The sequence below is a fragment of the Corynebacterium nuruki S6-4 genome (assembly GCF_007970465.1).
GTDB lineage: Bacteria > Actinomycetota > Actinomycetes > Mycobacteriales > Mycobacteriaceae > Corynebacterium > Corynebacterium nuruki.
The window spans coordinates 2,082,956-2,104,824 of the sequence record NZ_CP042429.1; the positions used below are offsets into that span (position 1 = coordinate 2,082,956).

Consider the following 21,869-nt stretch of genomic DNA (forward strand, 5'->3'; position numbering starts at 1 on the left):
GGGGTTAATATCCCGCGCCCACAATCCGATCCGCCCTGCCGGGACACGCACGGTCGGCAGTTGCGCGCGGCTCCCCACCGCCAGGTCGCAAAACCTGGAATTCTCTGCAGGCCCGGCCGCCACGGCGACATGTGGGACTTGCACTGTCATTCCCCCGGAACGGCACTTTCGCGGCGGCCGGACACGGGAACGCGAAAAACCGGAGGTCACAAACCCTTTCGAGTTTGTGGCCTCCGGCCCGTGCAGTTCGAGAACCGCTCACTGTGGGCGAAGGGGGACTTGAACCCCCACGTCCCTAAGGACACTGGCACCTGAAGCCAGCGCGTCTGCCATTCCGCCACTCGCCCGTGGCATCAACCGAAGTGGTCGACGTGGGTTGCTGCTGCAACGGTGTGAAAGCCTAGCAGTCTCCGGCACATGGCACAAACCCCGCACAGAACGCCACGTCAGAACCGGTTTCCGCCGGCCCGGCCGGGGCAGCACCGACGATCGGACTGTCCCGACCCCGCCGAATCCACCGTCCCACCGGGGATTTCCCGCCCTGTCAAACCACTCGGTGACCTCGATCCCCACGACATAGAACGGACGCCGCACCGCAGACATCCCTATAATGGGTCCCCACTGTGCCACCCGCACGACGTTCAGGCACGAGACCGAGAAAGGCAGGATCCCGCTACCCATGGATCTCTTCGGACGATTCCGCAAGCTCGACAGCTCGCTCCAGCGCGGGCTCGACAACGGCTTCGCGCGCGTCTTCGGCGGCGAGGTGGTCCCTGCCGAAATCGACGAGCTGCTCAAACAGGAGGCGGAGGATTCCCTCATGGAGGACCGGTCGGGCGGCTACCACGCCCCGTCCTCCTACCTCGTCCACGTCTCCGCACGTGACCATGAGGCGCTGCTCGCCGACCGCCCCACGCTGGGCGACGACCTGCGCGACCGGCTCCAGCGGTTCCTCCGCAACGAGGGGTGGTCGACCAGTGGTCCGGTCACCGTGGACATCGTCAAGGACGAGTCGCTCCACACCGGTCAACTGAAGTCCCGCTCCTGGTTCGACCAGGAAACCCCCGGGGCCACCCCGCAGAACCCGCAGTCCCGACCGGCCGCGCAGCGTTGGCCGGAGCCCGGGGACGGTGAACCGGAACCCGCCCCGGAGTGGCCGCGCTCCGGTCCGGATTCCGGACGCAACTCCGCCGCGCAGGCCTACAACGCCGACAATGCCGACGGTCAGGCGCAGGCCGACCGCACTCCACGGGCCACCCCCGGACCCGCCGCCGCGGCAGGCGCCGCAGGTGCAGCAGGCGGAGCGCTCGCCGGCCTCGCCCACCCCCACGCCGAGTCACCGCGCCCGAAGAGCACCCCCGCCCCGGCCGACCGGCCCCCCCGGGCCGACGGCCCTGCCGGCCACACCGCCGCACCCCGGCAGGAGTCGCCGAGTGTCCCGGGCACCGAGGTCTTCTCGGACCAGCACGCCCAGGCCCCGGTCGCCGGGGCCGACGGCGCCGAGGGTGCCGCCGCCGGTCAGCCGCAGCGCACGGTGACCCTGTTCCTGCGCGACGGTTCCGACCGCACCTATGTCCTCACGCCGGGCAGTAACCTCATCGGCCGCGGCAACGCGGTGGACTTCCGGCTGCCGGACACGGGTGTGTCACGGCAGCACGTCGACATCGCCTGGGACGGCTACGATGCGGTCCTCACCGACCTGAAGTCCACCAACGGCACCACCGTCAACGAGACGCCCGTGGAAAACTGGTTGCTCGCCGACGGGGATGTCATCGTCATCGGTCACAGTGAGATCGAGGTGCGGATCAGCTGACCCGCGCCATCTGCCACACCCGTTCCCCACGCGTCCTTCTCGTCGCGTGCCATCGGTCCCCTCCCACCGGTAAAGTGTGGCAACGTCCCTATTCACGTTGTCCCCTATCCGATCCGGCCCCGAGGAGCTGACCTGCATGCAGTCGTCCATGGTTCTGCTGGCCAAGATCGCCCTGCTGGTCGTTCTGTGGCTGTTCATCTGGGCCGCGGTCCGCGCCATGAACCGTGACGTCAGCCGGGCGTCCTCCGCAGGGAACGGCCCGGTGAGCCCCGCGGTGGTTGCCGCGGGCACCGGTGCCTCCGGGTCGCCCGGCGGCACGCCGAAGGGCAGGCACGGCCGAGGTTTCGGCCGGTCGTCCGCCCCGCATTCCCTCGTGCTCACCAGTGGTCCGCTGACCGGAACCACCCTCGACCTCGCAGGATACGAGGAGATCACCGTCGGCCGCTCGACGGGCTGCACCCTGGTCCTGGAGGACGATTTCGCCTCAGGTACCCATGCCCGGCTGCACCGTCGCGGTGAGGACTGGTACCTGGAGGACCTGGATTCCCGCAACGGCACCTTCCTCGACGGACAGCGGATCGACCAGCCTGAGCTGCTCACGACCGGCCAGGAAATCCGTATCGGACAGACGACAGTGAGGATGCAGCCATGACGCTCGCCCTGAATTACGCGGCCCGGTCCGACCGCGGTCTGGTGCGTGGCAACAACGAGGATTCCGCGGTCGCGGCGTGCCACGTCGTCGCCCTCGCCGACGGCATGGGCGGTCACGCCGCCGGTGAGGTCGCCTCCGACCTCATGATCCATGCCCTGCTGCCCCTGGAGGAGTCCGTCGCGACCGCCCTGGACCGGGGCGCGGACATCCCGGCCGAACGGCTGGTCGGCCTGCTGGTCGAGGCGATGGACACCGGCAACCGGGCCATCGCCGCACATGTCGACGAGAACCCGACCCTGGAGGGCATGGGCTGCACCCTCACGTCGCTGCTGTTCGACGGCGACCGGCTGGGGGTCTGCCATGTCGGTGACTCGCGCGGCTACCTGCTGCGCGACGGTGCCCTGGAGCAGGTTACCAAGGACGACACGTTCGTCCAGTCCCTCGTCGACGAGGGTCGGCTCGCCCCGGAGGACGTCAGCAGTCACCCGCAGCGTTCCCTCATCCTCAAGGCACTGACGGGGCGTCCGGTCGAGCCGACGACGCAGATCCGTGAGGCGCGCGCCGGCGACCGCTACATGCTGTGCTCGGACGGCCTGTCCGATCCGGTGAGTTTCGACACGATCCAGGAGGTCCTGGCGGTCGGGACGCCGGATGAGGCGGCGACGAAGCTCATCGACCTCGCCCTGCGTGGCGGGGGGCCGGACAATGTCACGGTCGTCGTCGCCGACGTCGTCGACCCGGACGCGCCCGACTCCTCCGTCACTGCCGCGGACCTGCCCACCACCCCGGCGCTGGCCGGCGCGGTGGACCTCACCGCGAGTGAGTCCCCCCGGCCGGACACGGCGGCGGGACGCGCGGCCCGCGTCAATGTCGTCCGCCGTGCCGCAGACGGCGCAGGCAACGCCGACGGGGCCGACGGCACCGACGGCGACGGGTCGGACGCCACGGGTGACGCCTCCGGTGCCACCACCGTCGCCGACGACGGGGAATCCACCGGCCGTCGGCGCGGCACCCGTGCCGGCCGGACGGGCCGCTCCCGGCGCAACCGCCGGCTGCTCACCGCACTGACCGCCGTCGTGGTGGTCCTGGTGGTCCTCGCCGGTTCGGCGTGGTTCGTCCGCCACAACCTCAACGACTCGTACTTCCTCGCCGTCGCAGAGCCCGACGACATCCCCGCAGTGGCGGTCACCCAGTCGGAGCAGGCGGAGGCTGCCGCGTCCGAGGCCGCCAAGGCCTCCGCCACGGCCGCTCCTACCGACGCACCCCCGTCGGAACCGGCCCCCGGCACGACCGCGAACACGGTGCCGGGGTCCTCGTCGGCACTGCCGTCCACCCTCGGTGCGGCGGCGGAGGCGGCCGCACACGGCACTCCGGTCATCATCTACCAGGGTTCCCCGAGCAGCTTCCTGGGGATCTCGCTGCAGACCCCGTACCAGGAGGTCTGCCTCGACGACAAGGGTGCGGTGCGGCTGCTGCCCGCCGGCAGCGACGACCCGTGCCACCGGCTCAGCACCTCCGACCTGACCCCGGCGGCGCGCGGCACGCTCGACAATCTGCCGCGGGACTCCTACGAGGAGATCCAGGCGCAGCTGCGCCGGCTCGCCGAGCAGACGCTGCCCGCCTGCGTCACCCGCGACAGTGATCATTCGGACCATCCGGATCACCCGGACAACCCGGATCACCCGGATCACGCAGACAACGCTGACCGGCCGGATTCTGACCTCACCACACCCGGTGTCTCCTGCCGGGAGGTGGGATGATGAGCCGCGCACACTTCCGCCCGACGGAGCTGACCCTGCTGGTCTTCTCCGCCCTGATCCTCGGGGTGGCGCTCGTCGCCCTGCAGACCTCCCTGGAGAACGACCTCGATTCGGAGGTCTTCACCGTGGTCGGCGGCTATGTCGCCACGTTCGGTGTCGCCCATGTCGTCCTGTGCCTGAAGGCCCCGGAGGCGGACCAGATCATGCTGCCCATCGCCGCGCTGCTCAACGCGCTGGGCCTGGTGATGATCTACCGCATCGACCTCGCGCTCGATTCCTCGCGGGCGACCTCGCAGATCATGTGGACGGTGATCGGCGTGGTGATCTTCTGCGCCGTCATCATCGCCATGAAGTCCCACCAGAACCTGCAGAACTACGCCTACCTGCTGGGGCTCGGCGGGCTGGTGCTGTCCGCACTGCCGATCGTGTGGCCCACCTCGATCAACGCGGACGCCAAGGTGTGGATCAGCATCGGCCCGGTCTCGATCCAGCCCGGCGAGTTCGCGAAGATCATGCTGCTGATCTTCTTCGCTGCCCTGCTCGTCAACAAGCGCACCATGTTCACCGTCGCCGGACGCCGCGTCCTCGGTCTCCAGTTCCCCCGGTTGCGCGACCTGGGGCCGATCCTGCTGGTCTGGGGCATCGCCATCCTCATCATGGCGGCGCAGAACGACTTCGGCCCCGCCCTGCTGCTGTTCGGCACGGTGCTGGGCATGCTCTACATCGCGACCGGACGCCCCTCCTGGCTGGTCATCGGCATCGGCCTGGCGGCGATCGGCGCGTGGGGCGTGTTCCAGATCTCGGACAAGATCCAGGACCGCTTCACCAACTACCTCGACCCGATCGCGAACTACGACGGGAACGGCTACCAGCTGGCCCAGGCACTGTTCGGCATGTCCTTCGGCGGTGTGACCGGTACCGGTCTCGGCGAGGGCTACCCGCAGATCGTGCCGGTCGCCTGGTCGGACTTCATCCTCTCGTCGGTCGGTGAGGAGCTCGGCTTCGTCGGCCTGGCGGCCGTGCTGATCCTCTTCGCGGTGCTCGTCGCCCGCGGGTTCACGACGGCACTGCGGACCCCGGACTCCTTCGGGAAGCTCGTCGCCGCGGGCCTGTCGTTCACCATGGCGATCCAGGTCTTCGTCGTCACCGGCGGTATCTCGAAGCTGCTGCCGATGACCGGTCTGACCACCCCGTTCATGTCGCACGGCGGGTCGAGTCTGCTGGCGAACTACATCCTGCTGGCGATCCTGCTGAAGATCTCCCACGACGGCCGGCTCCGGCGCGCCGCCGCGGCCGGCGACAGCACCGCCGCAGCCGTCGACGGTCCGGCCGACAGTGCCGGCCACCCGGGGACGGGTCTCAACCAGGAGGTGCAGAAATGAACCGTGCCATCCGCAATGTGTCGGTCTTCGTCTTCCTCCTCATCGTCATTCTGCTGGTGAACCTCACCTACATCCAGGGCTTCAAGGAGGACGACTACGCGAACAACCCGCGTGACGCCCGCCAGTACTTCGAGACGAAGTCGGTGCCGCGCGGCCAGATCACCGCCGGCGGCCAGGTCCTCGCCCAGTCCACCGCCGACGAGGACGGCCTCTACTCCCGTCAGTACCCGATGGACCCGGTCGCCTACGGTTCGGTGCTCGGCTACCTCTCCGACCGCTACGGCGCCTCGGGGCTGGAGCAGTCGCAGAACAGCATCCTCGACGGCACCGATGACTCGCTGTTCTCCCACCAGGTGTGGGACACGCTCACCGGCAAGGAGAAGCGCGGCGCGAACATCGACCTGACCCTCGAGCCGAATGTGCAGCAGGTCGCCTACGAGCAGCTGGCGAACGCGGGCTACTCGGGCTCGGTCGTGGCACTGCGTCCCTCCACCGGGGAGGTGCTCGCCATGGCGTCCACCCCCTCCTACAACCCGGCGGACCTGGTCTCGACCGACCCGTCGGCCGAGGAGAACGCCTTCACCGCGCTGCAGAACGACGACAGCGCCCCGTTGCTCGACCGCTCCACCCAGCAGATCCAGCCGCCCGGGTCGACGTTCAAGCTCATCACGACCGCGACCGCACTGCAGGCCGGGGACACCGCCGACACGCTCGTCAACGGCGACAGTCGGATCACCCTGCCGGACGGGACGACCACGCTGGAGAACTACGGCGGCGAGACCTGCGGCGGCGGGCCGGTCCCGCTGCGCACCGCCTTCGCGAAGTCCTGCAACACGTCGTTCGTGGACCTGTCGCAGCGCCACGGTATCGACCCGTTCAAGGCGACGGCGAAGGCCTTCGGCATCGACGAGGACACGGACAGTCTCGGCCTGCCGGTGCAGACCTCCACGGTCGGCCCCATCGAGGACAACTCGGCGCTGGCGCAGTCCGCCATCGGTCAGCGCGACGTGGCCCTCACCCCGCTGCAGAACGCGGTCATCGCCGCGACGATCGCCAACGGGGGCGTCCGGATGGAGCCCCACCTGATCAAGCAGGTAACGGGAGCGGACCTGAAACCGCTGTCTACAACGAAGCCCAAGGAGGTGAACCGCGCCATCCCGAAGGAGACGGCAGACCAGTTGACCGATCTCATGCGTGGGTCGGAGCAGTACTCCGGCGGCACCGGCGACATCGCGTCGAAGACGGGTACCGCCGAGCACGGTGAGGATTCCCGGAACTCGAACCCGCACGCCTGGTACGTCGCCTTCGCCCCGAGTGAGAACGCCGATGTCGCGGTCGCCGTCCTCGTCGAGAACGGCGGTAACCGGGGGCAGGCCGCCACCGGTGGGGCGGTGGCCGGGCCGATCGGCCGGGCCGTCATGCAGGCGGCACTGCAGGATGCACAGTAGGACGATCCCCGGACAGGAGGTGAGAGCACATGAGTGACAACGACAGCGTGAACGGTACGAACGGAGAGACCGGAGAGACACAGGCTTTCGGGGTTCCGGACGCCGTCGCCGGGGGCTCCGGTGACCGCAACGCACACGACCCGGGGCGGATGCAGCGCGTCCTCGACACCCACTACGGTGCCGGACGGTTCCGGACCGGGAAGGTCATCGGACGCGGCGGCATGTCCACCGTGTGGCTCGCCTACGACACCGGCGAGCAGCGCGATGTCGCGGTGAAGGTCCTCAAGCCCGAGCTCACCGACGACCCGGAGTTCCGGGCCCGGTTCCGGGCGGAGGCGGAGGCCGCGGAGACGATCCGCTCCGAGCATGTCGTCGCCACCTACGACTACGGCGAGCAGGCCAACGTCGACGGCACCGGGATGACCTACTGCTTCATCGTCATGGAGTACATCCAGGGCGAGTCGCTGGCGGACATCCTCGCCCGCGAGCGCACCCTGCCGGAGGTCATGGCACTGGACCTCATCACGCAGGCCGCACTGGGTCTGCAGGCGATCCACGAGCGACGGCTCGTGCACCGCGACATCAAACCCGGAAACCTCATGGTCACCGCCGACGGGGTGGTGAAGGTCACCGACTTCGGCATCGCCAAGGCGGCGTCCGCCGTCCCCCTGACGCGCACCGGCATGGTCGTCGGCACCGCCCAGTACGTGTCCCCGGAGCAGGCCCAGGGCCACGACGTGGGGCCGTCGAGCGACGTGTACTCGCTCGGTGTGGTCGGCTACGAGATGCTGGCGGGACGCCGTCCCTTCGCCGGCGAGTCCACCGTCTCGGTGGCGCTGAAGCACATCAGCGCCCCGGTCCCGGAGATCCCGGGGGAGGTCTCCGCGCCGATGCGCCGCCTGATCAGCGTGTGCCTGCGCAAGAACCCGGCGGCACGCTACGCCGACGGCGCCGAGCTCGCCGCCGCCACGGTGCCGGTGCACGACGGCCAGATGCCGCCCGAGCCCCGGTCGGGCGTCGGCCCGGCCACTGATCCGCGCAGTCCGCAGGCCCCGCAGACGCAGCTCGCCCCGGGCACGACCGCGGTGCCTGCGGCGGCGGGGGCGGCGGCCGCCGGGTCCGGGCGCCTCGGCCGGGTCACCGACCGGTCGAACATGGGTCCGGCGCCGCGCGACCGGCGACGGGGCAGGACACAGCAGGCACAGCAGGGTCGGCCGGCGCCGAAGAAGTCGGGCAGTCCCGCGCTGTGGGCGTGGGCCGGTGGCCTGATCCTCGTCGCCGCACTGGCCGTGGTGGTCTGGATGCTCGTCTCCGGTGACCACGACGGTGGTTCCGCACCGGCGACGGAGACCCACACCGTCACCAACGACGTGCCGGTCCAGCAGGACCCCGGCTACGGCAGCACCCCGGGCAACGGAAGCGGTACCGGTACCGGCGGGGCGAACACGCCCACCAGTCCGGACGAGGGCACCGGGGAGGAGTCGCCGACCCCGACGACCCCGCCGGAGACCTCCCCGGAACCGTCGCCGTCGCCGAACCCGTCGCCGAAACCGTCGCCGTCGCCGAACCCGCTGCCGGATCCCTCCGACATCGGCGGCGCCCTCGACGATCTGCTCGGCGGGAACGGCAACACGGCCATGCCCGACCCCACCGGCGGCACCGGACACGGCACCGGCGGCGCGACGACCACGGACAAGGAAGCGTGATCTTTGTGCACCGATCCGCTATTGTCACACCAGTCACACCGGCCGCCGCGACCGACGCCGCCGTCACCACCGAGGGAGTGAGGTCATGAGCCTGAGCAACACCACGCTCGACGGGCGTTACCTGCTCGGACCCGTCATCGGGACCGGCGGCATGTCCGACGTCTATGCCGCGACCGACCAGCTGCTCGGCCGCGACGTCGCCGTGAAGATGATGCGCGCCGACCTCGCCCGCGACCCCACCTTCCTGGAACGGTTCCGGCGCGAGGCGCAGAACGCCGCCAAGCTGAACCACCACGCGATCGTCGCCGTGTACGACACCGGTCAGACCGACGAGGCCAGCGGCTCGGTGCCGTACATCGTCATGGAGCGGGTCCACGGCGAAACCCTCCGGGAGATCGTGCAGGACTCGGGTGCCATGCCGCTCGAGGAGGCGAGCCGCGTCATGGCGGAGGTGTGCCGGGCGCTGGCGTTCTCCCACGAGGCCGGCATCATCCACCGGGACATCAAGCCCGCGAACATCATGATCACCAACACCGGTGCGGTGAAGGTGATGGACTTCGGCATCGCCCGCGCCCTCACGGACTCCACCTCCGCGATGACGCAGACCTCCGCGGTCATCGGCACCGCCCAGTACCTGTCGCCCGAGCAGGCCCGCGGCAAGTCCGCCGACAACCGCTCCGACCTCTACGCCGCCGGCTGTGTGTACTACGAAATCGTCACCGGACGGCCGCCGTTCACCGGCGAGTCACCGTTCTCGGTCGCCTTCCAGCACGTGCAGGACAATCCCGAGCCCCCGTCGACCTATCTCCGGCTCGACGACCGGCGGGCCCTCGCACTCGACGCGGTCACCCTCACCGCCATGGCCAAGGACCCCGGCGACCGGTACGACACGGCACTGGAGATGGCCGACGACCTGCAGCGGGTGGCCGACGGTCGGACGCCGCTCGCCGCGGCGGCCTGGGCCGAGACCACCGACTTCAGCTCCCAGGGTGGTGGCCATGAAGCCGCGACCACCGTCCTGCCCGTCGCGACCGGCGCCGCCGGTGGTGCCGCAGCCGGAGCAGCCGCCGCCGGGGCCGCCGGGGCGGGTCAGCCGCCGCTGCCGCCGCAGCCGACGCCGCAGCCCGCCGCACCGGACCCCGCGGCGTCCGACGACGCCCGTCACCGGCAGCGCCGGTGGACGACCGTGCTCTGGTCCGTCATCCTCGTCGCCCTGCTGGGACTCGGCGGGTACTTCGTCTACAACGCCGTCCGCGGCGACGACCACAGCGGCGAAGCCTCCGTGGCCGAACAGGTCCGCGTCCCCGATGTCGCGAACAAGTCCCAGGCGGAGGCGGAGGACCTGCTGAAGAAGGCCGGTTTCCGGGTCTCCACACGCGACCAGCCGGACGCCGAGGTGCCGCGCGGCACCGCCGTCGGTACCGACCCCGCGGCGAATTCCTCCGTCCCCAAGGGGTCGGACGTCACCCTGCTGGTCTCCTCCGGCAAGGAGATCACCGACGTCCCCGACCTCACCGGGATGACGACCTCGCGCGCCGAGAAGGCGCTGTCGGACGCCGGGCTCAAGCTCAAGTCCCAGGTCGCCGAGGAGTCGAGTTCCGATGTGCCCGCCGGGCAGATCATCTCGCAGAACCCCGCCCAGGGCACCCAGGTCTCGAAGGGCACCGAGGTGGCCATCACGGTCTCCAGCGGCTCCGAGCAGGTGCGGGTGCCGACCGTGACCGGTCAGACCGTCGATGAGGCGCGGGCGAACCTCGAGGGCGCCGGCTTCACCGTCGAGGTCAACCAGGTCGATTCCACCCAGCCCACCGGCCGGGTGCTGTCCGCCAGCGACGAGGGGTCCCGGGTGCCGAAGGGTTCCACGGTCACGCTGACCGTCTCGAAGGGCAACCAGATCCAGCTGCCCGACGTCACCGGTAAGCAGTTCAGCGATGTCTTCGGTGCACTGCGCGCCGCCGGCTGGGAGGGCTCCCAGTCCGACATCCGCCGCGAGGACGTCAACCAGATCGACCCGTTGGCCGTGGACAAGGTCGTCGGGCAGAGCCCGTCGGCCGGTGCCACCGTCGGCAAGCGCGACCAGATCACCGTGCGGGTGAACGTGCTGGGCGTCGATCTGCCCCGGCCGTGACCGCCGGCCGGGCCGGCACAGTCGGCAGGGTCAGCTGAGCACTGCGGCGGTGGACTGCTGGGCCTCGGCGTGCCGGGCCTCGAGGGCGGCGATCTGTGACTCGTCGACGGGGCGTCCGGCCACCGCCAGCCAGTTCGCAAGGATCCGGTGACCGTGCTCGGTCATGACGGACTCGGGGTGGAACTGCACCGAGTGCACCGGCAGTTCCCGGTGCCGCATCGACATGATCATGCCCGAGGGGGCTTCACCGGTGACGACGAGTTCGTCGGGCAGACTGTCGCGGGCGACGGTCAGTGAGTGGTAGCGGGCGACGGTGAACGGGGAGGGGATCCCGGCGAGCACGCCGGTCCCGTCATGGACGACCGGGCTGGTCTTGCCGTGGAACAGTTCGCCGGCGCGGATGACGTCCCCGCCGAAGTGCAGGGCGATGGCCTGGTGGCCGAGACAGACGCCGAACAGCGGGACGCGGTGGTCGACCGCCCAGGAGATGACCTCGGGCATCCGGCCGGCGGCGGCGGGCTCGCCGGGTCCCGGGGAGAGCAGGATCGCGTCGAAGCCGGACAGGGCCGTGTCGAGTGCCGTGCCGGCCGTGTCCGGGGCACCCAGTTCAGCGGCATCGTTGCGCCACACCGTACAGTCCTCGCCGAGTTCCCCGAGGTACTGCACGAGGTTGTAGACGAAACTGTCGTAGTTGTCGATGACGAGGATGCGCATGCTGACATCCTAACCGCTGCCGTGTCGCTGGTACGCTGGAGACGTTCACCGTACGACCACACGTCTCCACCATCTGGGAGGACACCCCATGCCGAAGTCGAGGATCTCCGACAACCTGGACGCGCAGTCCGGCAGCACCTCCTCCGCCGCCGACCGCCGCACCCCGGTCAAACTCAACGCCACCGGCACCCCGCGCTGGTACATCGTGCTCATGCTCGGGCTGATGCTGCTGGGTCTGGCCTGGCTCGTGGTCAACTACATCGCCGGCGACAAGATCCCCTTCATGCAGGATCTGGACGCCTGGAACTACCTCATCGGATTCGGCCTGTTCATCGTCGGCCTGCTCATGACCATGGGTTGGAAGTAGACCCGGGGGTTCCCCCACCCCGTCGGGCGTCCCGCTCCGCACCGGGACGCCGCCGCAGCCGGTCCCGCAGCCACAGCACCAGCACGACGACCGCTCCGGAGACCAGCCCGCCGAGATGGCCGGCCAGCGACACCCCGCCGGTCATCGAGTACACGAGGTTCACCGCGATGAGGATCAGCGGGGCGCGCACGTCCGTGCCCCGGTAGAGGGCGTCCCCCACGAGCATGGCGAACAGGCCGTAGGCGACGGTCGAGGCCCCGCCCATCGCCGTCGCCGGGTCGAGCCACAGGGCGGCGGCACCACCGCCGGCGGCGCACACCACCATCGCGACCGCCAGGGTCGCGGTACCCCAGGTGCGCTCGAGCATCTGGCCGACCAGGCCGATGACCAGCATGTTCATCAGCAGGTGCACGAGATTGAGGTGCACCAGTGCGCTCGTCGCGAGCCGCCACCACTCACCGTGGCCGGTGACCTCGGACCTGACCATCATGAGATCCCAGGCCAGCGGGCTGCCGAAGTGCGGTCCGGTGCCGACCGGGTCGTCGAGGCGTCCGGACTGGGCTGCGGTCACGATGTACACGACAACGCAGGCCACCATGAAAAAAGAGCAGGCCGGCGCCGCCCTGAGGTAGCGCCTGACCTGCTCCATGATGTTCCCGGCTGCGGCCGCGCGGGACGCGGCGACGGCGCGTGTTACTCGGTGATGTCGATCGAGTTGATGACGACATCCTCGACCGGACGGTCCATCCGACCGGTGGCGACGCGGCCGAGCTTCGCGGCGACCTTCTTCGAGTCCATGTCGGTGACCTCACCGAAGATGGTGTGGTGGTTGTTCAGGTGCGGGGTCGGCGCGACGGTGATGAAGAACTGCGAGCCGTTGGTGCCGGGGCCGGCGTTCGCCATGGCCAGCAGGAACGGCCGGTCGAACTGCAGCTCCGGGTGGAACTCGTCGGCGAACTGGTAGCCGGGGCCGCCCCGGCCGGTGCCGGTCGGGTCGCCGCCCTGGATCATGAAGCCGTCGATGATGCGGTGGAAGATCGCACCGTCGTAGAACGGGCCCTCGGTCGTGCCGGAGGCGTTCTCGGTGGTGTACGGGGCCTTCTCCTTGTCGCCGGTGGCGAGACCGACGAAGTTCGCCACCGTCTGCGGGGCCTGGTCACCGTACAGGTCAATGCTGATGTCGCCGAGGTTCGTGTGCAGAACCGCGGTCGCAGTCTTCTGGACGCTCATGGTGATCCAGACTACCTGCGTCCGGCGCCGCCGTGTGACCGTGGGTGGGCACGGCACCCGTTTCCCGCTCCTCCTCCCCCTTCCACGGTGATTCGCACTACCCTCGGTGGTCCATTTGTTTATGATCGAATGACAAAGACAGCACTGACATCACCGTTGTAGAGGAGAACCGGGTCCGATGAGCTTCACCAGCGCACGTATCGCACTCCTGGCCGCCCGACAGGCCTCCGCCTGGAACAAGGCACGCAAGGAGCACGCACGGCAGACGGATTTCGATGACCTGACCGACCTGCGTGCGACCGCGACGACCGCCGCGGGACGCGAGGAGCTGCTCGCTGCGGCACCCGGCCACCAGCGGGCTGTCGTACGGCGCATCCTCGCCGAGGACTCTGCGGCCCGGAACACCGACAACGACCACACGAAGGGACACACCGTGAGCGACAAGAAGGCCGAAAAGCTCGGCAAGAAGGCCGAGAAGACCGCCGCCAAGGCAGAGAAGGCCAGCTCCAAGAGCGAGAAGCGCGAGGCCCGCGCGGACAAGGCCGCGGCCAAGCTCGCCAAGTACGAGAACAAGGTCGCCAAGAAGGCCCGGAAGGCGGACAAGAAGGCCGCCAAGGCCGCGAAGAAGTCGGGTGCGGTCGCCGCACTGCCCGCCGGCGCCTCGGCGTCCTCGGCGAACTCGTCGGACGCCGGGACGAAGACGGTGGCCCTGCTGCGCGACCTGCGCTCCACCGGTATCGAGGCGCTCAGCGAGGCCGGCTCCGAGGCGAAGAAGGTCGCCGCGAAGGCCGAGAAGAAGGCCTCCAAGGCCGCGAAGAAGACCGCGAAGAAGGCGGAGAAGCAGGTCAGGAAGGCCCGGAAGGACGCCCCGAAGCAGTCCCGCGCCCTGAAGAAGCAGGCTGCCGCCGCGCTGGAGTCCGCCTCCGACGTCGCCTCCGACGTCGCCGCCACCGTCTCCGAGGAGGGCCGCAAGGTCACCCGCTCGGCGAAGAAGGCCGCGAAGAAGAACTCCAAGGAGGCGACGAAGCAGGCCAAGGCCGCGAAGAAGCAGCTCGAGACCTCGGGAAAGAAGATCCGGAAGTCGGCGGAGAAGAAGGCCGAGAAGGTCCGCGCCAAGGAGCTGAAAAAGGCGAAGAAGGCCGAGAAGAAGAACCGCCACACCGGCCGGAACATCTTCCTCGTCGCCCTCGTCGCCGCCGGTGCCGGCATCGCGGCACAGAAGGTGCTGAAGAAGGACGCCACCCCGGCGCCGAAGGCCACCCCGAAGAACGACGCCCCGAAGGCTGAGGCGAAGTCCGAGGCCGCCAAGCCGGCCGAGAAGGCTGAGGCGAAGTCTGAGGCCGCCAAGCCCGCCGAGAAGGCTGCCGCGCCGAAGCCCGCCGCGAAGACCGAGGCCGCCAAGCCCGCTGACAAGGCTGAGCCGAAGAAGTCCGCCCCGGCGAACGCCCCGGCAGCACCGGCCGCCCCCGCCGCCCCGGGTGCGCCCGCTGCCCAGAAGGCCGCCGACAAGACCGACAAGGCCGACGACAAGGGCGAGACCGACGAGAGCGGTAAGCACCGCCTCTAGGCACTGAGGCTCCGTCCCGCCGCCTGACCACAACCCCGCCACAGCACCGGACAATGGTTCTCCGTCCGTTCCGCTGTGGCGGGGTTGGCGTGTTGGCGCTTTGACGGTGCCCGTGCCGTGCCCGGCCGGTCGTGCCGACGACCTCCGTGGCGACCCCCGGCCGGTGGCAGCGGTCCGGCAGCCTGGCAGGCCAAAACACCGTTCACGCTCGCTGTCAAGCTGTGTGGAGTCACCCGACCCTAAACCGTTGCTTCCTGCCTGTGATTGATGCCGACGACCTCCGCCGGCTTCCGGGTCCTCGGCCTGCCACGGAACCGCTCCGGATGCCGGTCGAAGTAGCGTTGCAGTGCATCATCCCGGCGCTGGTGTTTGGTCTTCCACGTCCCGTCGAAGACATCCTGCGGGCTGAACAACGCAACTCCCGAGTGCTTGTGGCAGGTGTTGTACCAGGGCACATACGACCGCAGGAACGTCCGGGCATCCTCGAGTGAGTCGAAGACGCCCGGGTAGTCCGGCCGGTACTTCATCGTTCGGAACTCTGACTCGGAGTACGGATTGTCGTTGGACACGTACGGCCGGTTGTGACTCATCTGCACACCATGGTCACTGAGCAGGTTCTTCAGGTCGTTGGACTTCATCACCGTCCCGTTGTCAGCGTGCACGACCCCGGGAGGTCCGTAGGCCTCGATCGCCTGGGAGAACATCTCGTTGACCAGAGACTTGTCCTCGCGGTCGGCGACCCGCCAGGCGATGATCATCCGCGAGTAGATGTCGATCACCGAGTACGCTTTGAACGTCTTCCGGGCGTACGGCGACTTCAGATCCGTGATGTCCCAACTCCACACCTGGTTCGGGCCGGTGGCGACCACCACCGGTGTGGGCCGCTTCTTCGACGTGCCGGTGCCCCTCGTCGGGGCAACCGGGCGGGTGGCCTGGTCCAGGTCACCGGCGATGCGCCACCAGGACCGCTTCGACGCGATCATGATCCCGGCGTCCCACGCGGTGGCGAACGCGTAGTCCACCGAATTGCCGGCCGCCCAGGCCAACTGGATCAATGCGGCGATGACCGCCCGGTCTGCCAGGTCGATGCGTGACTCGTAGGCCCGGTCGGCCTGGTGGACCGGATCAGCGACCGTGGTACGGGGCTGGTGACGGTAGTGCCACGTTGACCGGGCCAGGTCGACCAGGTTCAGTGCCTTGCGCAGAGATCCGAGGTATTCCGGGCGTTTCAGCTCGTTGACCAGGTCATTGTCGATCCTCAGGAATCGGAGGGCCTGGTCTGATCCGGGTTGTCGTCGGGCCCGTGCGCGTTCAAGTCGTGCAAGAGCCCGATAGCTTTTCCCAGTGCATCGTTGGTCGCCTCCAGTTTGGAGTTGGACGACTTCAGTTCGGCGACCTGTTTTTCCAGCTCGGCGATACGACGAGCTTCGGTGTCCTGCCGACTTGCGACGGCCCGGCGTTGGGAATTGGAGGATTTCACCCCATCACTGTCCCTGGGTACCAGTCCTTTGTCGATGTCCCCGTCGTAGACCGCGGAGCGCCATCGGCGGAGAACGCCGCGGGACACTTCCGTTCCTGCCAGCCATGTGGCCTTCGTGCCGTGGGGCTGCCGGTCGTATTCGTAGACGAACTCGCGGATCTGGTCGTTGGTGTAGCCCGGTGCGATGCTCATCGCCGGGGACTCCTTTCTGTGCGGGAGTCGGAGTGACTCACACACAGCCTGGCAAAGAGGGTCAGAAGCCTCCGCGACGGTGTTTTGGCCTGCCAGCGCTCGCTGTCAAGCTGTGTGGAGTCACCCGACCCTAAACCGTTGCTTCCTGCCTGTGATTGATGCCGACGACCTCCGCCGGCTTCCGGGTCCTCGGCCTGCCACGGAACCGCTCCGGATGCCGGTCGAAGTAGCGTTGCAGTGCATCATCCCGGCGCTGGTGTTTGGTCTTCCACGTCCCGTCGAAGACATCCTGCGGGCTGAACAACGCAACTCCCGAGTGCTTGTGGCAGGTGTTGTACCAGGGCACATACGACCGCAGGAACGTCCGGGCATCCTCGAGTGAGTCGAAGACGCCCGGGTAGTCCGGCCGGTACTTCATCGTTCGGAACTCTGACTCGGAGTACGGATTGTCGTTGGACACGTACGGCCGGTTGTGACTCATCTGCACACCATGGTCACTGAGCAGGTTCTTCAGGTCGTTGGACTTCATCACCGTCCCGTTGTCAGCGTGCACGACCCCGGGAGGTCCGTAGGCCTCGATCGCCTGGGAGAACATCTCGTTGACCAGAGACTTGTCCTCGCGGTCGGCGACCCGCCAGGCGATGATCATCCGCGAGTAGATGTCGATCACCGAGTACGCTTTGAACGTCTTCCGGGCGTACGGCGACTTCAGATCCGTGATGTCCCAACTCCACACCTGGTTCGGGCCGGTGGCGACCACCACCGGTGTGGGCCGCTTCTTCGACGTGCCGGTGCCCCTCGTCGGGGCAACCGGGCGGGTGGCCTGGTCCAGGTCACCGGCGATGCGCCACCAGGACCGCTTCGACGCGATCATGATCCCGGCGTCCCACGCGGTGGCGAACGCGTAGTCCACCGAATTGCCGGCCGCCCAGGCCAACTGGATCAATGCGGCGATGACCGCCCGGTCTGCCAGGTCGATGCGTGACTCGTAGGCCCGGTCGGCCTGGTGGACCGGATCAGCGACCGTGGTACGGGGCTGGTGACGGTAGTGCCACGTTGACCGGGCCAGGTCGACCAGGTTCAGTGCCTTGCGCAGAGATCCGAGGTATTCCGGGCGTTTCAGCTCGTTGACCAGGTCATTGTCGATCCTCAGGAATCGGAGGGCCTGGTCTGATCCGGGTTGTCGTCGGGCCCGTGCGCGTTCAAGTCGTGCAAGAGCCCGATAGCTTTTCCCAGTGCATCGTTGGTCGCCTCCAGTTTGGAGTTGGACGACTTCAGTTCGGCGACCTGTTTTTCCAGCTCGGCGATACGACGAGCTTCGGTGTCCTGCCGACTTGCGACGGCCCGGCGTTGGGAATTGGAGGATTTCACCCCATCACTGTCCCTGGGTACCAGTCCTTTGTCGATGTCCCCGTCGTAGACCGCGGAGCGCCATCGGCGGAGAACGCCGCGGGACACTTCCGTTCCTGCCAGCCATGTGGCCTTCGTGCCGTGGGGCTGCCGGTCGTATTCGTAGACGAACTCGCGGATCTGGTCGTTGGTGTAGCCCGGTGCGATGCTCATCGCCGGGGACTCCTTTCTGTGCGGGAGTCGGAGTGACTCACACACAGCCTGGCAAAGAGGGCAGCCGGACGCTTGGCCTGCCAGCCGACAGGACGGAGGCCACGGAACGAACCGAGGAGTCGCTGAAGAGCAGAAATAACGGCACCCGGGTTCGTTTGCCCGACACCTGGACCGGCCCACCACCCTCCGGGTTCGTTTCCCGACACCCCCGGATGCCCCCACATGACTCCGCTTCCACTCCGAAACCATGTCCGCCGCCAACACAGCCGGTTACCGTTGGGGCATGGCCGACCCCACCACAGCCACCACCACTGCACCAGCCACCAACACCACCACACCCACCAACGTGACCAACACCGCCACAGCCCCCAACGCCGCCTCAGCCGACACACCCACCACCGCCGACCGGCCCACCCCGGCCGCGGACCCGCTCGACCTCCTCATCGTCGGCGCCGGTATCGGCGGCATCGACCTGGCCCACCACGTCCTCCGGGACTTCCCCGGCTGGAACTGGGAGATCATCGACTCGAACACCGACATCGGCGGCACCTGGGCGACCTTCACCTACCCGGGTATCCGCTCGGACTCGGACATGGCGTCCTTCGCGCTGCCGTACCGGCCGTGGGAGGGGAAGCACACTCTCGGCCAGGGTGCCGAGATCCGCAGCTACCTCCGCGACGCGGCACGTGAGGACGGCGTCCTGCAGCGGATCCGGCTGAACACCTGGGTGAAGTCCGTGAACTTCGACACGGCGTCCGGGCTGTGGGAGGTGACCACCGTGCCCGCCCACGACCACGGTCCCGACGACCGGCCGGACGCCCCGGCGGCGAACCGTGAGGAGACCGTCATCCGCACCCGACGGCTGCACCTCGCCACCGGCTACTACGACCACCGCAACGGATACCTGCCGCACTACGAGGGCCAGGAGGACTTCACCGGCACCCTCGTCCACGCCCAGGCGTGGGACCCCGCCCGGCAGGGCGACCTGCGGGGGAAGCGGATCGTCGTCATCGGGTCGGGGGCGACGGCGGTGACCGTGGTGCCCGCACTCGCCGAGCTGGGCGCCCGGGTCACCATGCTGCAGCGCACCCCGACCTGGGTCGCCGCCCTCCCGGACTTCGACACGATCACCACGATCTGGACGCACCTGGTGCCGAACCGCCGACTCGCGCACAAGATCGCCCGGGCGAACCACATCGTGCGCGACATGTCGCAGTGGTACATCGCGCGGTACACACCGTTCCTGTTCCGCTGGTTCCTCCACGGCATCCAGCGCCGTTGGCTGACGCCCGAGCAGATCAGACGTGATTTCACCCCGCCCTACGCCCCCTGGGACCAGCGGGTGTGCAAGGCACCGGAGGGTGACATCTTCGCCGCGGTGAAGGCGGGAACGGCGGAGGTCGTCACCGCGACGATCGACCGGTTCGTGCCGGAGGGGGTACGGCTCACCGACGGCCGGGTGCTGCCGGCGGACACGGTGATCTCCGCGACGGGCCTGCAGCTGCAGATGTTCGGAGGGGCGTCGGTGCACGTCGACGGGCATGCGGTGGACGTGTCCCGGCTGGTGGCGTACCGGGGTGTGCTGCTGTCGGGGCTGCCGAACATCAGCTTCACGGTCGGCTACCTCAACCAGTCGTGGACGACACGGGCGGATCTCACCGCCCGCTACCTGGTGCGGCTGTGGCACCACATGGTGGACCACGGGGAGCCGCTCGCGGCGCCGCGGGTGCCGGGGCCGGAGGTGGAACGCCGGGAACTGCTGGACTTCGAGGCCGGGTACGTCCGGCGCGGCCGGCACCTCACCCCGCGGCAGGGTGACCGGTCGCCCTGGCGCTACCGGCAGGACTACCTGGCGGAGTGGCCGGAGCTCTCCCGCGGGGACGTGACCGACGAGATGACCTTCGGGGCGGACGCCGCGTCAGCTGCCACATCAGTCGCCGCGTCAACCGCCGGCTCGGTCGCCACGTCAGGCACTGCAACCACCTCGACCGCGTCGGCGGGCTGAACCTCCGCCAGGGGGGACGGGTCGAGCTTGCGCAGCTTCGCCCGCTGCCGGTTCTGCGACCAGGTGATCCCGGCGGAGGCACAGATGACCAGGACGATGGTGACCGCACGCCAGCCGGTGAGGTTCTGGCCGAGGAGGATGAAGCCCGCGGCGGCGGCGAAGGCCGGCTCCAGGCTGACGAGCACGCTGAACACGGAGCCGGGCAGCCGGCGCAGCGCCGCGAGCTCGAGGGTGTACGGCAGCACCGAGGCGAGCAGGGAGGTCAGCACGGCGAACCAGATGAGGTCGGGGTGGTCGATGATCCCGGCGGCGTCCGCACCACCGACCGGGGCGATGACGACGGCACCGAGGACCATGGCGACGGCGAGTCCGCCGGTGCCCGGGATCTTCTGGCCGACCTGCCCGGAGTAGATGATGTAGCCGACCCAGAACAGGCCGGCGACCAGTGCGTAGATCACGCCGAGCGGGTCGAGGCCGTCGCCGCCGACGACGGCTTCGGCACCGAGCACGACCATGCCGGCGGCAGCGCAGCCCACCCAGATCAGGTCACTGCGGCGGCGTGAGGTGAGGGCGGAGTAGACCAGCGGGCCGGTGAACTCGAGGGCCACCGCCGCCGACAGCGGGATGAGGTTGATCGCCGCATAGTAGAAGCCGTTCATCAGGGCCATGGCGACGGCGAAGCACACCACGGACTTCCACTGTCCCTTCGTCCACCGGTGCACCGCGGGTCGGGAGACCGCGAGGAGCACCAGGCCGCCGATGCCGAGGCGGAGCAGGGTGACTCCCCAGGTCCCGAGGTCGTCGAAGAGACCGACAGCGGTCGCGGCGCCGAACTGGAGGGAGGCGCAGGATCCGAGCACGAGGAGGACAGAGTAATTCACGGGAGTATTGTCACTCAGCCGGTATGATCAGGTCCAGCTCACGTTATCGACCGGAACCGGTGAAAAATGCTGAACCTTCATCGCCTCACGCTGCTGCGTGAACTCGACCGTCGCGGGACGCTCGCCGAGGTCGCGCGCGTGCTCAACTACTCCCCCTCCGCGATCTCCCACCAGCTGGCACAGCTGGAGAAGGAGGCCGGCGTCCGGCTGCTGGAACCGGTGGGCCGCCGGGTGAAACTCACCACCGCCGCCGAGCGGCTCGTCGAGCACACCAACGAGGTCCTCGCCGTCCTCGACCTCGCCGAGGCTGAACTGGCGGCCTCCACCCCCACGGTCGGCGGGGTGCTGCGTGTCACCGCCTTCCACTCGGCGCTGGTCTCGATCCTGCCGACCGCCCTCACCCTGCTCGGCGGACGCCACCCCGAGCTGCGCGTGGAGGTCTACGAACGCGCCATCCCGGACGCCTTCGACGGGCTCGCCGCCCACCTTTACGACCTGGTCCTCGGCGACCAGTGGCCCGATGAGCCGGATCCGGTGCCGGCCGGGATGGAACGCCAGGAGCTGTTCGCCGACCCGCTCCTGCTCGCCCTGCCGGCGTCCTGGCCCGACCACGGGACGCCGGAGGACCTGTCGGCGCTGGCGGACGCCCCCTGGGCGATCGACCCCGAATACCTCCCCGGCGGCCGGTGGGTACGGCACATGCTCGCCAGACACGGGGTGGTGCCGCGGGTCCTCGCGGACACCGACGATCCGCTGCTGCAGGCGCACCTGGTGCGCACCGGGCATGCGGCGGCGGTCATCCCCTCCCTGCTCGTCGGCCCCTTCCTCGACGAGACCCGGGCGCTGCCGCTGCCCGGCGATCCGGCGCGGCGGCTGTACACCGCCGTGCGGGAGGGGCAGACCGGCCACCCCGCGGTGCGCGCGTTCCGCGCGGCGCTGGCGTCCGCCGCCCGGCGCGAGTCGCCGGACCTGTGAGGTCGG

At 69.0% G+C, this 21,869-nt stretch carries 18 protein-coding genes, 1 tRNA gene and 1 pseudogene; 11 read left to right on the top strand and 9 right to left on the bottom strand.

Annotated elements, in window-relative coordinates:
- Positions 1 to 264 precede the first annotated feature (264 nt).
- Positions 265 to 347, bottom strand: a tRNA-Leu gene (locus FSW06_RS09305).
- A 332-nt stretch (positions 348 to 679) separates the two neighbouring features.
- On the opposite strand from FSW06_RS09305, the gene FSW06_RS09310 reads away from it, so the two are divergent.
- The 7 genes from FSW06_RS09310 (at position 680) to pknB (ending at position 10,889) form a co-directional block, all read left to right on the top strand.
- Entirely contained in the window at positions 680 to 1,813 is a 1,134-nt protein-coding gene (locus tag FSW06_RS09310) for a DUF3662 and FHA domain-containing protein (protein WP_010121587.1), read from the top strand.
- A 136-nt stretch (positions 1,814 to 1,949) separates the two neighbouring features.
- On the top strand, positions 1,950 to 2,465 hold the full coding sequence (locus tag FSW06_RS09315; RefSeq protein ID WP_010121589.1) for an FHA domain-containing protein FhaB/FipA: 516 nt from the start codon (positions 1,950 to 1,952) through the stop codon (positions 2,463 to 2,465).
- Positions 2,462 to 4,225 carry a PP2C family protein-serine/threonine phosphatase gene (locus FSW06_RS14945; protein ID WP_010121591.1) on the top strand — a complete coding sequence of 588 codons (1,764 nt, stop codon included), beginning with the start codon at positions 2,462 to 2,464 and terminating at the stop codon, positions 4,223 to 4,225. Before FSW06_RS09315 ends, FSW06_RS14945 begins: the two co-directional genes overlap by 4 nt.
- Positions 4,225 to 5,607 (top strand): FtsW/RodA/SpoVE family cell cycle protein, encoded by a 1,383-nt coding sequence (locus FSW06_RS09325; RefSeq protein ID WP_010121592.1) that lies wholly within the window; start codon positions 4,225 to 4,227, stop codon positions 5,605 to 5,607. The genes FSW06_RS14945 and FSW06_RS09325 overlap by 1 nt, the downstream gene beginning before the upstream one ends.
- Positions 5,604 to 7,055 carry a peptidoglycan D,D-transpeptidase FtsI family protein gene (locus FSW06_RS09330; protein WP_010121593.1) on the top strand — a complete coding sequence of 484 codons (1,452 nt, stop codon included), beginning with the start codon at positions 5,604 to 5,606 and terminating at the stop codon, positions 7,053 to 7,055. Before FSW06_RS09325 ends, FSW06_RS09330 begins: the two co-directional genes overlap by 4 nt.
- 29 nt (positions 7,056 to 7,084) lie before the next feature.
- Positions 7,085 to 8,761, top strand: coding sequence for a serine/threonine-protein kinase (locus FSW06_RS09335; protein WP_010121594.1), 1,677 nt, complete (start codon positions 7,085 to 7,087; stop codon positions 8,759 to 8,761).
- 85 nt (positions 8,762 to 8,846) lie between these two features.
- Positions 8,847 to 10,889, top strand: a complete 2,043-nt coding sequence (pknB, locus tag FSW06_RS09340) for a Stk1 family PASTA domain-containing Ser/Thr kinase (RefSeq protein ID WP_010121597.1) — start codon at positions 8,847 to 8,849, stop codon at positions 10,887 to 10,889.
- Positions 10,890 to 10,919: 30 nt separating this feature from the next.
- Here the strand turns inward: pknB and FSW06_RS09345 are convergent, their stop codons facing one another.
- Positions 10,920 to 11,603 (bottom strand): anthranilate synthase component II, encoded by a 684-nt coding sequence (locus FSW06_RS09345; protein WP_010121598.1) that lies wholly within the window; start codon positions 11,601 to 11,603, stop codon positions 10,920 to 10,922.
- 88 nt (positions 11,604 to 11,691) lie between these two features.
- Here FSW06_RS09345 and crgA point away from each other — a divergent pair, with 88 nt between their 5' ends.
- Positions 11,692 to 11,970, top strand: a complete 279-nt coding sequence (crgA, locus tag FSW06_RS09350) for a cell division protein CrgA (protein ID WP_010121599.1) — start codon at positions 11,692 to 11,694, stop codon at positions 11,968 to 11,970.
- On the opposite strand, the gene FSW06_RS09355 is transcribed toward crgA, so the two are convergent.
- Together FSW06_RS09355 and FSW06_RS09360 are read right to left on the bottom strand one after the other, a co-directional pair.
- Positions 11,948 to 12,541, bottom strand: coding sequence for a rhomboid family intramembrane serine protease (locus tag FSW06_RS09355; protein WP_238525991.1), 594 nt, complete (start codon positions 12,539 to 12,541; stop codon positions 11,948 to 11,950). The genes crgA and FSW06_RS09355 overlap by 23 nt on opposite strands.
- 122 nt (positions 12,542 to 12,663) lie before the next feature.
- On the bottom strand, positions 12,664 to 13,200 hold the full coding sequence (locus FSW06_RS09360; protein WP_010121601.1) for a peptidylprolyl isomerase: 537 nt from the start codon (positions 13,198 to 13,200) through the stop codon (positions 12,664 to 12,666).
- A gap of 178 nt (positions 13,201 to 13,378) precedes the next feature.
- Here FSW06_RS09360 and FSW06_RS14545 point away from each other — a divergent pair, with 178 nt between their 5' ends.
- Positions 13,379 to 14,767, top strand: coding sequence for a hypothetical protein (locus FSW06_RS14545; RefSeq protein WP_010121602.1), 1,389 nt, complete (start codon positions 13,379 to 13,381; stop codon positions 14,765 to 14,767).
- Positions 14,768 to 15,006: 239 nt separating this feature from the next.
- On the opposite strand, the gene FSW06_RS09370 is transcribed toward FSW06_RS14545, so the two are convergent.
- From FSW06_RS09370 to FSW06_RS09385, 4 genes are all read right to left on the bottom strand, one after another.
- Positions 15,007 to 15,813: a DDE-type integrase/transposase/recombinase gene (locus FSW06_RS09370; RefSeq protein WP_146881279.1), complete on the bottom strand. Its 807-nt coding sequence runs from the start codon at positions 15,811 to 15,813 to the stop codon at positions 15,007 to 15,009.
- A gap of 212 nt (positions 15,814 to 16,025) precedes the next feature.
- Positions 16,026 to 16,439: a hypothetical protein gene (locus FSW06_RS09375; RefSeq protein WP_010122930.1), complete on the bottom strand. Its 414-nt coding sequence runs from the start codon at positions 16,437 to 16,439 to the stop codon at positions 16,026 to 16,028.
- A 130-nt stretch (positions 16,440 to 16,569) separates the two neighbouring features.
- Positions 16,570 to 17,376 carry a DDE-type integrase/transposase/recombinase gene (locus tag FSW06_RS09380; RefSeq protein WP_146881279.1) on the bottom strand — a complete coding sequence of 269 codons (807 nt, stop codon included), beginning with the start codon at positions 17,374 to 17,376 and terminating at the stop codon, positions 16,570 to 16,572.
- 212 nt (positions 17,377 to 17,588) lie between these two features.
- A complete protein-coding gene (locus FSW06_RS09385; protein WP_010122930.1) occupies positions 17,589 to 18,002 on the bottom strand; it encodes a hypothetical protein in 414 nt (137 codons plus the stop codon).
- Between the two features lie 283 nt (positions 18,003 to 18,285).
- Here FSW06_RS09385 and FSW06_RS09390 point away from each other — a divergent pair, with 283 nt between their 5' ends.
- Positions 18,286 to 20,007 carry a flavin-containing monooxygenase gene (locus FSW06_RS09390; protein ID WP_010122669.1) on the top strand — a complete coding sequence of 574 codons (1,722 nt, stop codon included), beginning with the start codon at positions 18,286 to 18,288 and terminating at the stop codon, positions 20,005 to 20,007.
- 122 nt (positions 20,008 to 20,129) lie between these two features.
- Here FSW06_RS09390 and FSW06_RS14755 read toward each other — a convergent pair.
- Positions 20,130 to 20,675, bottom strand: a pseudogene (locus FSW06_RS14755) (EamA family transporter); the annotation flags it as partial.
- A 279-nt stretch (positions 20,676 to 20,954) separates the two neighbouring features.
- Between FSW06_RS14755 and FSW06_RS09400 the strand changes: the two are divergent.
- The gene (locus FSW06_RS09400) at positions 20,955 to 21,863 is read left to right on the top strand and encodes a LysR family transcriptional regulator (RefSeq protein WP_146881337.1); all 909 of its coding nucleotides are present in this window, start codon (positions 20,955 to 20,957) and stop codon (positions 21,861 to 21,863) included.
- Positions 21,864 to 21,869: the final 6 nt, after the last annotated feature.